Annotated in this window: 10 protein-coding genes; 1 reads left to right on the top strand and 9 read right to left on the bottom strand. The window is 56.8% G+C overall.

Annotated elements, in window-relative coordinates:
• Positions 1-26: 26 nt before the first annotated feature.
• Positions 27-836 (top strand): SDR family oxidoreductase, encoded by an 810-nt coding sequence (locus D3871_RS20605; RefSeq protein ID WP_119770926.1) that lies wholly within the window; start codon positions 27-29, stop codon positions 834-836.
• Between the two features lie 52 nt (positions 837-888).
• Here the strand turns inward: D3871_RS20605 and D3871_RS20600 are convergent, their stop codons facing one another.
• The 9 genes from D3871_RS20600 to D3871_RS20565 all read right to left on the bottom strand — a co-directional run bounded on the left by D3871_RS20600 (position 889) and on the right by D3871_RS20565 (position 15,826).
• Positions 889-1,812, bottom strand: coding sequence for a DNA/RNA non-specific endonuclease (locus tag D3871_RS20600; protein ID WP_119770925.1), 924 nt, complete (start codon positions 1,810-1,812; stop codon positions 889-891).
• A gap of 113 nt (positions 1,813-1,925) precedes the next feature.
• Entirely contained in the window at positions 1,926-5,999 is a 4,074-nt protein-coding gene (locus D3871_RS20595) for an AAA family ATPase (RefSeq protein WP_158597998.1), read from the bottom strand.
• A gap of 290 nt (positions 6,000-6,289) precedes the next feature.
• Positions 6,290-8,185, bottom strand: coding sequence for a trypsin-like serine peptidase (locus tag D3871_RS20590; RefSeq protein WP_119770923.1), 1,896 nt, complete (start codon positions 8,183-8,185; stop codon positions 6,290-6,292).
• A gap of 12 nt (positions 8,186-8,197) precedes the next feature.
• Entirely contained in the window at positions 8,198-8,332 is a 135-nt protein-coding gene (locus tag D3871_RS31415) for a hypothetical protein (RefSeq protein ID WP_274381770.1), read from the bottom strand.
• A 36-nt stretch (positions 8,333-8,368) separates the two neighbouring features.
• Complete coding sequence (locus D3871_RS20585; protein ID WP_147376861.1) at positions 8,369-9,493, bottom strand: hypothetical protein; 1,125 nt, start codon at positions 9,491-9,493, stop codon at positions 8,369-8,371.
• 224 nt (positions 9,494-9,717) lie between these two features.
• A complete protein-coding gene (locus D3871_RS20580; protein WP_119770921.1) occupies positions 9,718-10,923 on the bottom strand; it encodes a S8 family peptidase in 1,206 nt (401 codons plus the stop codon).
• A 227-nt stretch (positions 10,924-11,150) separates the two neighbouring features.
• Positions 11,151-13,508: a putative bifunctional diguanylate cyclase/phosphodiesterase gene (locus D3871_RS20575; protein ID WP_119770920.1), complete on the bottom strand. Its 2,358-nt coding sequence runs from the start codon at positions 13,506-13,508 to the stop codon at positions 11,151-11,153.
• Between the two features lie 171 nt (positions 13,509-13,679).
• On the bottom strand, positions 13,680-14,627 hold the full coding sequence (locus D3871_RS20570) for a PDR/VanB family oxidoreductase (protein ID WP_119770919.1): 948 nt from the start codon (positions 14,625-14,627) through the stop codon (positions 13,680-13,682).
• Positions 14,628-14,689: 62 nt separating this feature from the next.
• A complete protein-coding gene (locus D3871_RS20565) occupies positions 14,690-15,826 on the bottom strand; it encodes an FAD-dependent monooxygenase (RefSeq protein ID WP_119770918.1) in 1,137 nt (378 codons plus the stop codon).
• Positions 15,827-15,854 lie beyond the last annotated feature (28 nt).

Raw genomic sequence — 15,854 nt, 5'->3', positions numbered from 1 at the left:
TCCCAACCCACTATTTGGAGAAGTTCATGCAATTACTGAATGGCGATGTTGTTCTCGTGACCGGCGGCGGTTCGGGACTGGGGCTGGGTGTTGCAAGGCACTGCCGGGCTGAAGGCGCCGAAATTGTCATTCTCGATGTTTCCACGGAAAAGGTACGGCAACTTAAAGAAGAACTCGGTCCCGAAGTGCTCGTCATGCAGGGCGATGTGACCAAGGTGGACGATTTGCAGGCATGTCGCGCGGCCATTCTCGAGCGCCACGGCAAGCTCAATGCGTTGATTGGCGCACAGGGCATTTTCGATGGGAATGTCCCTCTCTTGCAGACACCCGTGGACCGCATGGACGGACTGTTCGATGAGATTTTCCATGTCAACGTCAAGGGCTATTTACTGTCCGCACGTATCTTCTTCGACCTGCTTCAAGCGAACAACGGCGCGATGGTGCTGACGACCTCGACGGCTGCCTATGCGGCCGACGGAGGCGGAGTCGTCTATACCGCAACGAAAGGCGCGGTGCGCAGTCTGGTGAACCAGCTGGCCTTCGAGTTCGCCCCCGACGTGCGCGTGAACGGTGTGGCTCCGGCCGGTATCGCCAACAGCCAGCTCAGGGGCCCACGCTCCCTTGGTCTCGATGAGCAGAAGCAGTCCGACATCCCGAAGGATGCCTTCCTGTCGATGTTCAGGTCGCTGAGTCTGCTGCAGGACTTGCCTACGCCCGAAGACCATGGACCGATCTACGCGTTCCTCGCGTCGCGCTACAACAAGATCATGACCGGTCAGACCGTCGTGGCCGATCAGGGACTCCTGAATCGGCCTGTCTTGCATAGCCGGGGCTGAATAATCTTCCTGCAATCCAAGGTTTCAAGCGAGGGATGCGCCGGGCCGGAGACTATACCCGAACGCTCTCGAGCGAATCGAGCCGTTCGATCAGGTCGGTTCCCGTGGCATTTTCATGTTGCGAGAATCCATCAAACGGCACCAACCCGCTGAAGTCTATCTTTGTTGCCTTCATCACCTGATTGATACTGATCTGGAAGGTCTTGTACGCCGAGTAGACGAATTCGAGCTCTTCCAGTTCCTTTACCTGATCGACTTTGTATGCGGTCGCCGACGGTCTGCCATCCTCGGTGACGATCGCGACGACTTTCCAGAATGCCTTGGGGACCAGGGCACTGCGATACGCCAGGTCATTCTTTCCAAAGAAGGGGCCGGTAAATACAGACACCCTCATCCGGTCGACCCTGGCATGCTGCAACACATAATCTTCGAGGCCGAGCCAGACCTTTTGATTGACGCCGGCCATCTGGGGGCAGCTATTCGTGAAGTGGAACGTATCCGCATTGGCGGTATTTGCTTCTGCGCGGCTGCCCCATATCGGGTCTTCACGCCTGACCATGTGGCCGCGATCGAGAGCGTTACCGTCGTAGAGCGCGTCGCCCCACTGGTCTTCCTTGTCAAGGCGGCCATCGAAGCTCCAGGTGCTGATGCGTGGCACGCGCCGCGACTGCGAGCCGTCAATGTTCGCCGCAGTGATGATCGGCAGGCGACGCGATGCAGACATGATCACAGAAAAGTTCTGGTACTTAAGCTCGATGCCGGGTCCGCCACGACGCAGCTCACGTACGTCATCCGATGGCTGCGGCAGCAGTATCTGCCAGCCGCTCAGGAACTCGGGTTCATAACCGGATCGGCCATGGAATTCGTCGGCGGAAGTCGTCGGTTCCCTGCCAGCCCTCTCCAGGTCTTCGAATGGATCCGGACCGATCCGGATCATGTCTTTGAGCGTCGCCTGGCGGGTCAGATCAGCGGTCATTTCTATTCTCCTGATGGTGAAATTGACGTAGTTACCATTTGCCTAATAGGCGGTGGACGGCTGTCCTCCAACGTTCATGCTGCCGGCGCGATGGGTAGCATGGCGCTTCCAGGTCAGCCGCCAAGACTGTCCACCAGCACAACGTCGCGCGACTTCAACACCTCACGCAAGGTCTGCGGTGATTTTCCGTCGGTCTGATCAAGCGTCAACCCGAGCACATGTCCCCAGTTTTCTCGCGGATCGGCTCGCCTGCCGCCATAGTGAAGACCGGCCGCAATTGTCTCGCGGCCCGCCACCAAAACCACCGAGCCAGAGTTGCCGCCCAGGGTCGTTGCATCATGCGCAAACGTCCAGGGCTGTACCGAAGCTTGCGATGCCATGGTGAGTCCCGGTGCCACACGCTTGAACCCGAATGTCGATTTAAAGAGTTGCTCCAGCAGCGTGGGCGTGAAGGCATCGAAACCGGGATTTCCCGCGTAACCTACAACGAATGTCGTCAGCATCGGTTGCGCCCAGTCGCGCGCGATATCGACCGACAGAACGGTCCGCGGCCGGTCGGCGGTGGCGGCAGGTGCAAGTTCGATCAGGACCAGATCGAGCTTGGCGTGGTCGATCGGCGCAGCGCTCGCAATCGCCTCAGGCCGGGCGAAGACAACCGACTTGAGCGCACGCGGTGTCACACTTTCGTTACCGCGGAACTCATGGCCGAAGTCGATCCTTACCTGGGGACTGATTTGCCAGACCCCATGGGCATCACGCGCTGCAATCATTTGCAAGACATGGCGGTTGGTAACAATGAGATTCTCTGCAACCAGAAAGCCTGTTCCTTGAAATCCTTGTTCCGCAGCCGGATCGTCGATCCGGCCGACGCAGGAAAATGCGTCCGTGAGCAGACTCTCGCTGGCGTCCAGCGTGTTTCCCCAGCTGCCGAGCGGACTCGACTTGCGATCTACCTCACCCTTTCGGACGAGAAACGAAGGGCGAGAGCCGTCGACACGAACGATGGTTTCCAGGCTCGCCAAGATACGTCGATCTCGTCGTAGTGCTTGATCGTCTCCGTCACGCAGCATCCGAAGCGCGGTGTCGCCCGTCTTCAGGATCTCATCGGCAACACGATAGAGCTCGGGCCGGTCGTTCAGATAATCCTTGATAATGCGCCCCAGTTCCGCCTCCGTTTCACCGAGCCGATTCTTGATAGCGGAGTCGGATAAGTCGACCTCGCCGGTATCGCTCACTATTTCAAGGCCGGCTGCCTTACGCGGACCGCTTCTCAGCGTAGTCAGGAAGTGGGCGGTGAGATCCACACGATCATCGATCTCGTCATCGCTGTCCATAAAGCTCTCCTTGCGGTTGTGAAGAATGCGAGTTTCCCGGGATTTGGTTAAGAGACGGCGGACAGCCATCCTCCAACGTTCGTGCGCGCTGGCGACTTCTGCAAGCTGCTTCGATTGTGGTTTGGCACGGCAGGCAAGCTGCATCACTTGGCACAGCGTACCGCTGCGGTCGGCAAGCTCGACGAAAGCTTCAAGACCATGTTCGGGGTCTGTCGAGACCGTACTCTGAAAGATATCGGTCTGGACATCGGCCACTGGCAGCGGAAAAGACGTTGCGAAAATCTTGCTCAGTACCGCATAGTCGGCTGATCCCGAGAATGCATTCAAGAGCGCAAAGCGGCATGGGTTTCTGAATTCAGGGTCCGGCCCCTGCAACAGTTCGAGAACATCGGGCGCGTCCAGCCCCGTAAGCGGAAACCAGACTTCGGCAAGTTGTTTTTCCGCTGTGGCAAGTGCGGAAACGGCGCCCAGCATCGCGCGGGCTGAGACATTTTCAGAGGAAGCTAGAACCGAATGCACACGTGCAATGAACGCTTCCATATCGTTACGCGCAGTGGAATCGGCCAAACGCTTTGTGATTTCGGAGGCGCGCCGAAGCCATCGCGGATCGAGCTTCACATGGAATGGTGTAAGGGCCACCATGCGCTCCCGGTTCGTCGAGCCGCAAATCAAGTCCAGGAGAAAGAATCGTCGTTGTGTCGACGGCGAAGCAGGAAAGTTCTTTTCGTCCTGATCGATGGCGCTCATCAGTTTGCTTAGCGCATCATGTTCGTGACGCCTCAAAGCTCTATAGTCATTGGCAAGCACCACACCAAGAGCGAAGCGTTCCAACAGCGTCTGCCGCTCGGACGTCAACAGATTGAACCGGGATGGTCGGGGCGTCTCGACAAGCATCCTCTCCCGCATGACCGGATCCAGCACTTCCGGTGCGACGATCGCAGCCGGATAGAACGCGTAGGCCAGCCTGCGAAAGCCGCCCGGTTCAAGTTTCGGTGGCCACTTGCACAGTTCGTCCCACGATCCGGTTGCGAACAAAGTCTCACGTTCCCATGGCAAGAGCTGCGCTTGGGAGTCGCGAGCTGTACGGATCAGTCTCAGCGCAAGCCCGAATTCACGATCGCCGGTGTTCCGGCTTCCCAGGCTACTGTATGCCTCGTACCGGTATTTCTGCGGCAGCAGCGGCACATCATCCATCCGCACCTCCATGCCAGCCGCAAAGCGCAGGAGCGCTTGCGCGGCAGGTGGCAGATCGACAATGTCTCCCCCTATGTGCTCATTCGCTCTAGCCAGTTCTCCGTGCTCAAGATTCTCGAGCGTGTCCGCTGAATCCGCCAGCATCAAGCGGTGGTATATCGCCTCCGAGCGTGATCGGCCGTCGGATTCTTCGCTGAAGTGGATGACCGCTTGCCGGTTGATTTTTCTTGCCCGTTCACGTTCTTTCGCAACCATTGCTTTCAGCATCGAGCGCCGGAGGTCCTTGCGGTGCCAGACTTCATCCCCTTGGCGATACGCGAGCCATTCGTATCCGGCGAGAGCATCCAGCGCCTTGCCCGCACTTTCCTCGTCGATGGGAGTCAGATCCAATGCCGGCACAAGAACATTCTGAATCAGTTCCTTCGTCAGGTATCGCAACACCAGTCCCGGAAAGGCAAGCGAGCGAGCCTCTTCGCTGACGCGAAGCAGCACGCGGCGATACACCAGTCCTGCGAAGAGCTCGCTTGCCGCCGGCCCGCCATTGCGAATTTCTTCTTCGAGCGTGTCGATGGACTCATCACCGCTCGATTTAATGAGGCGTGCGAGCAACTTGAGCTCTAGCGGCCGGCGCGGCAGCACCTCGGAATAGGCTAGACGCCGAGCCCAGGTATCCGGCACATCGAGCTGCTTCAGCAGTTGCTCGGCAAGTATGGGATCCAGTGCATCAACGTTCAAAGACTCCCCCGTACCGTGATCCTTGAGCCTCGCAAGCGCTCTGTCGAACAGCCGTCCTGAAAAAATTACTTTCAGTGGAATGGGAAAAAATCGGTCTGCAATCTCGCGTAACCAATTGATCATTCTGTCGATCAGATCACGTTGCGCAACTTCTTCAAAGGTATCGAGAATCAGCAAGATGGGACGGTGATGCCCTGAGACGGATCGTAATGCATCACGAACGCCATCGATGACGCTGCGAAAACCGCGCTCTAACGACGCGTACTCGGGAGTAAAGGATGCTGTGCCTTTTTCCGTATCGCCCTTGAAGTGACGAATAGTTTCGCGAACATGGCGCAAGCTCTCATCCAGATCGGGATACTGGCAGCCTACCTGGCGGGCAATTTCCATTTCCAGCCAATAGGTGTCGCCGGCATCGATGGCCGGGCGATCGAAGTCGAGAACCACCAGGGTGGCAGTGCCAAAACTAGTGATCTCGCGCGCGAACTTTGCGAGCAGCGTCGACTTTCCCGCGCCGCCGAGGCCGGTCAGGATCATGCTGTTCAGGCGAGACGGGTTTGTGTTGTCAGTAGCCCCACCAAGAAAGTCGCGCAACGAATTCAACTGCTCTTCGCGTCCAAGGAAGCCATCCTCCAGGAGCGCATCGTAATCAGCCAAAAACTCTGCCTGCGTGATCAAGCGCCGGAGTTTGCTTTCGTCCAGTGTCACGAGGTTCAGGCTGGACAGGATCTCCCAGGCAGAGGCCGTCGCGAGCAGATCGGAACGCGACAATCTGTCGAGATCCGACACCGAACCTGTCTTGAGCATTTCCCGAAGAATCTCACCGAAGCGGTCGGTCTCGGGTAGCGGCTCTGCGAGCCGCGTCTGCAACTGGCGATGCGCGGCGAGCTGCTGCAACACTCTGGTTCGTTCCTTTGCCTGCATGAGCCACCGCGTGGCGGATTGGTCAGTGCGCACCACGCATAAAGGGGCAAGGCGACTCAGGACCGCAATCCGTTCGCCTTTCGTCAAATCAGGGCCAAGGATACTGCCGGGTTCGAAATGACCCGACAAGGCAGCACGCGCTTCGACCTCGCAAAACAACACCGCACTAACCGGTGTACGTATCGAGTCATCGCTGGAAACGGTAACCGGTTCGGTTTCGCCCCGTCTGGCACGCAGAGCTCGCTCCACGCTTGCCGCGAAATCAACGGCATTCTGATTGCGCATCGTCATTATGAGTAGCCTCCGGCAGCGGCATCTTTGAGGTAAATCCGGACGATGAAACTCACGCGCTCGGCAAGAAGACTCAGAGCACTTGACGGATCTCCGATGCGCCACTTGCGGTAGTCCGTCATCGTCATCTCGGCGAGCACGCTGACCAGAAATTCGTTCGGCACTTGAAGTTCCATTCCCACAATTGCCCGCCTCACATAGACTTTTATGTCGTCCACGTCGAGCGGCATAACGTCATCGCGATCGGATAGCGGGTGAATGGCGGCGGGCAAATCGCCCTTCATGCCGTCGAGCACGATGCGTAACCATTCGGAGGAGCGAGTCTGTCCATAGATCGAAAGCAGCAATGCCGAAGCATTCTCACCCTGGATGTCGGTCTTGTTGAGCTCGGCGATAGTCAGCCACACAAGGCGGCCGGCCCGCGCGGCATCAAGGGCTGCCATCAGCTTAGGCAGCACTTCGCCGCGCAGCCAAGCCGCGGGAGTCGAAGCAAATTCTGTGACCGGCGCAAAAATGGGATGATCCGCTACCCCCGCAGCCTTACAGATTTCCTGCGCCAACTCTACTGCGTTCAATTTGGAAATTGTCGTTGCGTCAAGCTCGATTTTCAGATGGCTGCCATCTGAAAGCATGGCGGAAAGCACAGCGAGACGAAACGTCTTCCCCGTGAAGGCTTCACCCTGAATGGAAATCACTCGCGGCATGCCGGCGATCGCGGATCGCCAGACCATAGTCTGGAAAACATCGCAGCCGATCACCGGCGCGCTTAAATCTGCTACACGCCAGATTGGACTGTCGGACGGATCGGGAACGGGAAGATCTTTTATCTTCTCCTTGTAGTCTTCGATCACACGCTGAATAGGCACGCCACGGTTGATCGTGCGGTTGGCAGTTGACTGCGTCCATACCCCCTGATGCAAACCGAACAGCATGAACGTCTTATCAAAGCAAGGACCGCCCGACGATCCGCCAGTCGCATTCGCTGCATGAAGAAAACGCAAACGCGGAATGGCAGCGGCCGTAGCCGCCTCCGCTACCACAATATCGGCTTGATCGGTTTTGAGTGGCTGTGTGGCGGGATGTTGAAACACGATGATTCTTGAATTGGCTCTGGGAACTACAGCTCGCGCATCGAGCGATGCCCAACGTCGCTCGATACCCGGGCATTCCGCAAGACGAATCACCGCGTAATCCCACAGCCCGTCGAGCTCGTTCAGGTCGTCTGGAAGTGTGTCATTTAACTCAGCCGCATGACAGTGGCTGAAGATGACACACCATTCCTTGTGCGCCGGCACTGTTAAGGTTGAGCGCGGCGCGAATGCTCCAGAACTAACCAAGGCAAGAAAATCGTCGAACTCGACCCGGAGTTTCGACCCAGCGGTCGCGACCGGCTCATAACCGCCACTAACACCATGCGAGAAAAGTGCACTCACGACATGCCATGCAGTCAGAACCAGATGCGGACCGATAAGAATGCCGGTGCCTTTCACCTCTCCATTCACGATCACTTTCACCGTCCAGCGCATGCCGCTCGCGATGCCGCGATAGATGAGCGCGGGATTGTCGAATCCTCGCGCGAGATTGGTCATGGCTTGCAATTTGGCACGTCTCTCGCCCGAAGCACTAGCGCTCTCGACGAGAGATCCTGCAATCTCGCCATCCTCCAGATTCTCCTCGACCAACGCATGCACCAGCGGTTCCAGCCATCCGTTCGCCTGTGCATATTCCAGCGCGGATTTGTATGCCTCTCTATCCACTCCGGACAGTCCGACCGCCTCGAAGGCAGTGCGAAGCGCAGGATCGGCGACATGATCCACCTGCACCTGCAGGAACAGCCGGCCGAACGACGAGCGCGACGCGAAAATCGAAGCGGCTATGTTTTCGATGGGCAGCATGGTGCTTCCAGATCAGCCGCAAAGGCTGTCAACCAGCACGACACCGCGGGATTTCAACACCTCGCGCAAGATCTGCGGCGATTTGCCGTCGGTCTCAAAGTGGGCGGTGAGATCAAGACGATCATCGATATCGTCATTGCTGTCCATAAAGCACTCCTTTCAGTTGCGGAGAAGGCATGTTCGCTAATCGATATTCACCGCCGGCAGATCGCCCGGCCAGCTCAGATCGGCCGCCTCAAAAGCGGATCTCGCGAGCGTTCTCTTGGCGCTCACGTTTTGGCTCTTCACAGTCAGATTACTTTGCCAGGCAAGCAAGTCCGCGCTGTACTTTTCCTTCGCGGCTTGATCTGCCGCGGCATCGAGCTTCTTCGGTTTCTGTCCGCGGTAAGTTATCGCATCGTCCCATGCCGTCTTGTAGCCGGTATATGCCGTGGCGGCGGCATCGTTCAATTTCATTTGTTCAGTCGCCGCGAAGTTGGAATCAAGCGATTGACGCAATGCACCTTTTGCGGCATTCGCAATATCGGTCCTCTTTTCCTTGGCGATATCCTGAACCCACCGCGCGAACTGATTCGGTCGCGTGGTCTCGATGATGGTGATGCGGACATTCAACGGGCCGTACCTGCCTGGAGGCGTGCTGGAGGGAAGCGTCGGTTTCGATGGAGACGCGAACCACGGCAAACGCTGATTGGTGAGAAAGGCGTTTTCCACAGCTTTCTGGTCGACTCCCTGAAATACATGTTCAACGAACACGGCCCTCGTTCCGAGTCCTGCTGAACTAGGAGTCAGGAATTCGATCTTGAGGACGACATCGCGTAGCCTGGAATTCTGAAAGAAATGCGACGGGTTCGGGTTCAGGAACCGGTTGAAGCGCCACTGAAAGACGTTGAAGCGGAAGGCCGATCCGTCGAATGAAGGAACCAGCGCAAGAGACATCAACAGACTCGCATCGCTCGCGTCGGCGTTATTCCCGTTGTGGAACAATAAACACCCGCCAGTAACTGCGACCGAACCCTTCTCGGTAAAGAAGCCCTCGATCGGCAGGGTGACATCGAGAGTCGTCGCCTCGGCCTGCGTTCGGGCCGCCACGGCGTCGACAAGGCTTTCCGCCGCCTTGCCAATCAGGCTCACGGCAATATCGGTGACGATGCCTGCAACAGCAACCGGCATCTCGACTTCCGGTCGTGGAGGACATTTGTCCGCGAGACCTGTCGGGATTTCCTCTGTTGCGTAAAAGAAGAACGCCTTTAGCGTTCCGGATTCGGATTCGGCACGCGCCGGACCCATAGGCAGAAACGAGAAGCTCATAAAAATCCCCATTAACACAGCTGGGTTAATTCGCACATGTTCTCCCTCACCACGCTACTTCGTTGCCCTTACCTTTCTCTTTTGATCGTTTCCTTGACCTTCCTCTTTCTTCAGCATGAGCAATGACTGAAACAAACCGCCGAGCTGAAACCGGTGCAGCTCGGCGGAACGTACTAACCATGTCATTGATGCTTAGGCACAAACTTTGTGCTGCTGCCATCAGCCTAATCTTGCGGGCATTGAACCATTCCAGCGCCTACATCGGTCGGATCGAATTCATCTATAAATTTATTGGTCGATCCGGATCCTATCAAGCTTGCCGCTAATTGAACGGCTGTGAAGTTGCCTGCTTTCTTCAGCTTGTCAGCCCAGAGTGCTGCCGCTCCAGCAATATGCGGCGTCGCCATGCTGGTTCCGGACAATGATTTCGTATCGCCATTCTTCCAGGCTGAGAATACGTCGACGCCGGGGCCTGATATATTTGGCCCGGTATTAGAGAACGGTGCCACCGCAAATCCATTTGCAGCTACCCCCAATGCGCCGACCGACACAATCCCGTCTGCGACCGCCGGCGGCGACACCGAAATCTCCCAAGGCTTGGGCGGTCTGCGGCCACTTTCATTGCCAGCTGCGGCAACAATCAACGCGGTCTGCGAAAACGCACCATTGGCCTTTATAAATGACGCCAGCCTTTCGAAAAGCATTACGTTCTTACGGTAGTCTTCCAAGGCCATCGATACTGCAACATTTTCAGGAATTCCCCCCGCTTTTAACTGCGCAACCCAACCAGGGAAGTCCATACCCAGGGACATGGATATGACGTTGGCACCGTTCTGGATCGCCCATTGAATTGCCTCACAAATTCCTTCAGTGGATCCCCCGCCTCTCTCTCCCAAGACCTTGCCGATCAATGCCTTTTTAACTCCTCTTGCAACACCGATACGCTTGCCGTTTATGTCACGGCCAAAAATGGTTCCGGCGCAATGGGTTCCATGGCCGTTCTGGTCACCGTTCCCTTCACCAGTGAAGTCCTTCTCGATAATTTGTACGCCGGCAAATGCGGGATGTCCGGCATCGATGCCGGTATCGAGCACTGCGACAACAATATCCTCTCCTGTAAAAGGTGAAGTGTCCGCGCCAATGGCCTCTATGCCCCACGCAACATTGGGCGACGCCGCTTGCACACGTTCTTCGTTGGTCGTGGCATGCGGTTCTATCAGCTTCATGCGCATTACCGGAGCAATGATTTCCACATCGGCCTCGCGGTTTTTTGCAACTAAGTCCTTTTTCCTTAGATCACTAACCTCGATTGAAAAGCCGCTAGGGACAGCTGTCCCTGCAGGCGTTGCCTCGGCCATTCCAAATGCCCGCGCAAACGGATCGCTTGTCAGTAAGCGGTTGTTTCTTAACACGACGTACTTCGCATTCATGGCTTCCTCACGTAAAGGAGAGTTTTAACTTCTGGTTACGCGCGCGGTGTTCACAATTTATGCTCCTGTGGCTTGTCGCGTTTGAGATTAAACAAAGCCGGCCCCTGTCAAAATTCGCAGGGTTTAAGCAAGGTATTTTTTTTACTCGCGAAGGAAATGCAATTGATGTCGTGATGTGTTAAGTGCTTGTAACGAAGATCGGCCACCATGGAACGAGGCCTGTCGCTTTAATGAATCCGCACACATGACGACCGAGCCAGCATGCGCGTGAAATCTTCCGCCGGCAATGGACCTGAGAATAAATATCCCTGGCCGTAGTCACAGCCGGCCGCCATGAGACATTGCAGTTGGTCCTTCGTCTCGATTCCCTCGGCGACGACTCGCTTGCCGAGTTTATGCGCCATGACGATGATGGTTTCCGCGATAGTCCGGCTACTGGGATCGACCGTCATATTCTGCACAAAGGACTGATCGATCTTTACCAGGTCAATTTGAAACTTCTGCAAATAGGACAATGAAGCATAGCCAGTGCCGAAATCATCCAGCGCCATCTGGATGCCAGCTTTACGATATGCATGCAACATGTCCGTGACCGTGGATGCTGCCTGCAGCAAGACGCCTTCAGTGATCTCGATTGCAATCAGGTTTGCCGGAATGCCATGCACTGTCAAATAGGCAAGCCAATCACCGTCACCTTCTGCCGACATGAATTGAACCGGGGATTTGTTGATACTTATCTGAAATGGCATGTGTAGCTGATCGCAGCATCGTTGACCGTACTGCGCTGCCTCCCTGAACACCCAGTTCCCAATGGGCTGGATCAACCCCGATTCCTCTGCAATAGGAACAAAACTGGCTGGCTCAATACTGCCAAGGGTGGGATGGAACCAGCGCAGTAGTGCTTCAGCCTTCACAATCCGGCCATCGCTAAGATCGACAACCGGCTGGTAATAAATGCTCAGTTGCCGATTACGCATTGCATAGCGCAAGTCATTGCTAATCTGCAGGCGCAGATGGGCACGCTGATCCATCTCTTGGGTAAAGTATCGAAATTGATTTTTCCCGGCACGCTTGGCTGCATACATGGCCTGGTCTGCCTTACGAATCAATTCCTCTGCTCCAAGGGCATCAAGCGGGGACATGCTAATGCCAATGCTGCCTGTGACGTAGCCGATCTCATGACTTAATTGAAAGGGCTCTGCAAGGCTCGCCAATATATGCTGGCAGACGATTTCCAGATGATCCGAGTCATGCAGCTCAGTCAGCATGACAGCAAATTCATCGCCACCTAATCGGGCAACCAGGTCGGTATTCCGCGTACCTCCTTTTAACCGACGCCCCGCCTCCATAAGGAGCAGATCACCTGCATCATGTCCGAACATGTCGTTGACTTGCTTGAAGCCATCCAGATCGATGAACAATAACGCCAGGCGATTAGCGGTGCGCCTGTTCTTTTGCAATTCGAGATCAAGACGTTCGAGGAACAGGCGGCGATTCGGGAGTGTGGTGAGTGCATCGAGATTGGCGTGGCGCCACACCATTTCATCCGAATCCTTGCGCACCGAAATGTCGGTCAAGGTGCCGGTCGCCATCAGAGCTTTGCCATCCGGATCGCGGTCGACAACCACGCCTCTCACCCAGACCCATTTCCAGTTGCCATCATGCATGCGCAGACGATACTCGCATCCAAACATGGGCGAACTTCCGCTCAGTGTTGACTTGAATTCCTTGGATACCCGCACCCGATCGTCGGGATGGATCAGACTTGTCCAGTCGCTGCCTTTGCCTTGCAGGACCGCGTCTTTGCTGAGTACATGTGAAATGCCCCCTGATAAGGTGTACTCGTTACGTCCTATGTCCCAGTCCCATATCCCCTCGCCGGTTCCCTCGATTGCCAGTTGCAGGCGCTCGCTCAGGCGTCGCAACTTTTTCTCTGCTTGCCGTATTTCGGAAATATCCCTCAACATGAGCTGAACGGCAGGTTCGCCCTCCCACACAGACTTGACACAGGTCACCTGAACCGGAATCAGCATGCCGTCAAGACGTCGCATCTGTATTTCGTGCAAGGGAGTTTTTTGACCGAGTTCGACGAGCTGCGACCGAACCTCCATGACGGCATCAAGAGATTCCGGTGTGATGAAATCAACGGTTTTTCGGCCGACCAGCGTCTTTGGACTGTCAGCGCCAAGTAAACCGGCCGCTGCCGGATTGGCATAGACGAGGCAGCCGTCACGTGCTACCAGCATCCCGTCGGGACTGGCCTCGCTAAGCAGGCGAAATCGCTCTTCGCTGATTACCAATCGCTTATTGACTTGTTGGACCGAGCGAAGCAGGCGAGTAACAATCCCATGCAAAAGCACCGTTGTCAGCGCTACGAATATCCAACCCTTGTAATGTTGCAGCGTCGTCAAGCGCTGGACATCGGTGACAAGCAGTAAGGCCGCTCGATCGCTGAGCAAAATCCAGAGGATTCCGACGATAAAGTAGATTCCAGCTGTTATGCCGGCAATTCGCTGCGAGCTGAATTGATATCCTTTCCTTCCCATCGTGCCGACTCCAATGGCAATAGGAGGAATTAGACTCATGAAGGGCTAATACAATTCTTACCCCATTGTCTATAAATATATTTTCTTCAAGGAAAGGAAGTCAATTCAACGTCGTAGAGAGCGGTGAGAGCGATATTTCGGCAATTGCGCGCTCGGCTTCTGCAATTTGTTCCAGAGCACGCCGGCATTCCTGCCAATACAGTTTCCCGCTCAGAGATCCAGCACCAATTCTTCGCACTTGCTGCCCGAGCAGCAGATCATGATGGTCTTGCCACTCTTCATTTCGCCGGGCGACAGATAAGAATCGCGATGATCCGGTGTGCCCTTCAGTACCGTGGTCTGGCACGCGCCGCAAATCCCTTCCTTGCAGGCATGAGGCACATCGACACCCGATTCGAGCAGGACGTCAAGGATGGACTTGCCTTGCGCGACCTCAAGCGTGCGGTTGCGGCGCGCCAGCGTCACCTTGTAGCCGCCGCCGACTGCCGCGGCATGCTTGGCGGCGAAGTACTCCACGTGCGCGGTGCCGGCCGGCCGCGATGCGGTTGCCTGCTCAAAGGCCTCCAGCATCGGTGTCGGACCGCAGCAATACAGATGGGCATCGGCCGGTACTTCCAGGATCAGCGCATTCAGGTCCATTGGCTGACCGCCGTGCTCGTCATTGAAATGAAACCGGATACGCCCGGGAAGCCGTTCGCCCAATGCGCCAATCTCGTCCATGTAGGCGCAATGCTTTCTGCTGCGCGCACCGTACACCAGCATCCATGGGCGTCCCAGGCTTTCCAGACGCTGGATCATGCACCATAGCGGGGTGACGCCGATACCGCCTGCAAAAAACACGACCATCGGCGCATCTTCGACCAGGGGGAAATTGTTCCTCGGCTCGCCGACCTGCAGCAACATGCCGGGCCGCAAGACCTCGTGCACGTAGCGCGAGCCGCCCTTGCTGGCCGGATCCTTGTTGACGGCGACGACGTAACGCTCGACGTCGTGCGGTGAGTTGACCAGGGAATAGCATCGGGTAATGCCGTTATCGAGATGAAGATCGATATGGGCGCCGGCGGTAAAAGCCGGCAGCGGCGTGCCCTCGGGCGACCGCAATTCCAGTTCGACGATGCCTTCCGCCCGCGGCGTCACGGATTGAACGATTAGTTTCATTACTGTCTCTGTGCTTCTGTGTTGGCTTCTGTGTTGTTAACTCGACCGCCCCGCCGGAGCGATCAGGCCGGCTCGCTCAGCGCGAGCAAGGCGCGTTCGACCACCGCCGTCTGCTTTTCGACGGGCGCGCGCGCCTGTTCCAGGCGGCCGATTTCCAGCGAGCTCTCGGTGACCAGCCGGCAGCGCTCGAAACGCCGACGCATGAACATGAACAACGCTTCGTACACGTTGGTAGCATTGGACAATTCTTCGGCCAGCACCAGGCCGTCTTCAACAGCCATCCCGGCGCCGGACGCCAGTTGCGGTGTGGTCGGGTGGGCAGCGTCGCCTACCAGCAGCACGCGGCCGCGATACCACGGAGCCGGCAGGTAGAAGGCTTCGAGTGGACGGTACACGATTTCCGAATCCGGATTGAGTCCATCGCGCACCTTGCCGACCTCGCCGCCGTAGTCCTTCAGCATGATTGCGAGTTCCGTGTGCAGGGTTTCGGGCGGGCGATACATCTGAGGCGACTTGTCCAGCACGAACATGTACATCTTGGTCGCTGACACGGGAGTGAAGCCGGCCTTGTACGGACCGCCAAGGTAGTAGGTGCGCCGTTCGATCGAGGCCGGGCGGTCGACCGTCACGCGCCAGGAGTTCTGACCGGTGAATTCTGGCTTGGGGGCATCCGGCATGATGAGTTCGCGCACGCGGGAGAACAGGCCATCCGCGCCGATCACCAGATCGTATTTGCCGACATTGCCATCGCTGAACTTGACGCGCACGCCATCGGCCTCCTCAGTCAGGCCATCGACAGTGATGCCCAGGCGAATCTTTACGTCAGCGGCCTTGATGCGGCGCGCCAGAATCCCGTGCAGGGTCGGGCGGGTCACTCCACCGCTGCCCGGCACACCGACGCCCGGAGGCATCGGTGTGGCCAGTTCGCGCAAGACGTTGCCGTTCACGTCACACACCCGAATGCCTTCGCCGACATACGCCTCGGCGGCGACATCGTCATAGACGCCAAGGTCACGCAGCGCGCGCAGGGTTGGTCCAGTGATCGTGATCCCGGCACCCGAGGCGCCCCATTTGGTATTGATGTCGATCAGTTCGACATCCACTCCGAGCCGGCGGAGGGCCAGCGCGCAGGATTGTCCTCCCGTGCCGCCGCCAACGATCAGCACCTTCATGGATGCCGTATCCAGCTTTGCAGTCATGTGTCATTCCTCCTTGTTATCTCTATTT

It is taken from the genome of Noviherbaspirillum saxi (genome assembly GCF_003591035.1).
Taxonomy (GTDB): Bacteria; Pseudomonadota; Gammaproteobacteria; order Burkholderiales; family Burkholderiaceae_D; genus Noviherbaspirillum; species Noviherbaspirillum saxi.
The sequence above is the reverse complement of the archived record's forward strand: the minus strand, read 5'-3'. Positions and strand labels throughout refer to the sequence as shown.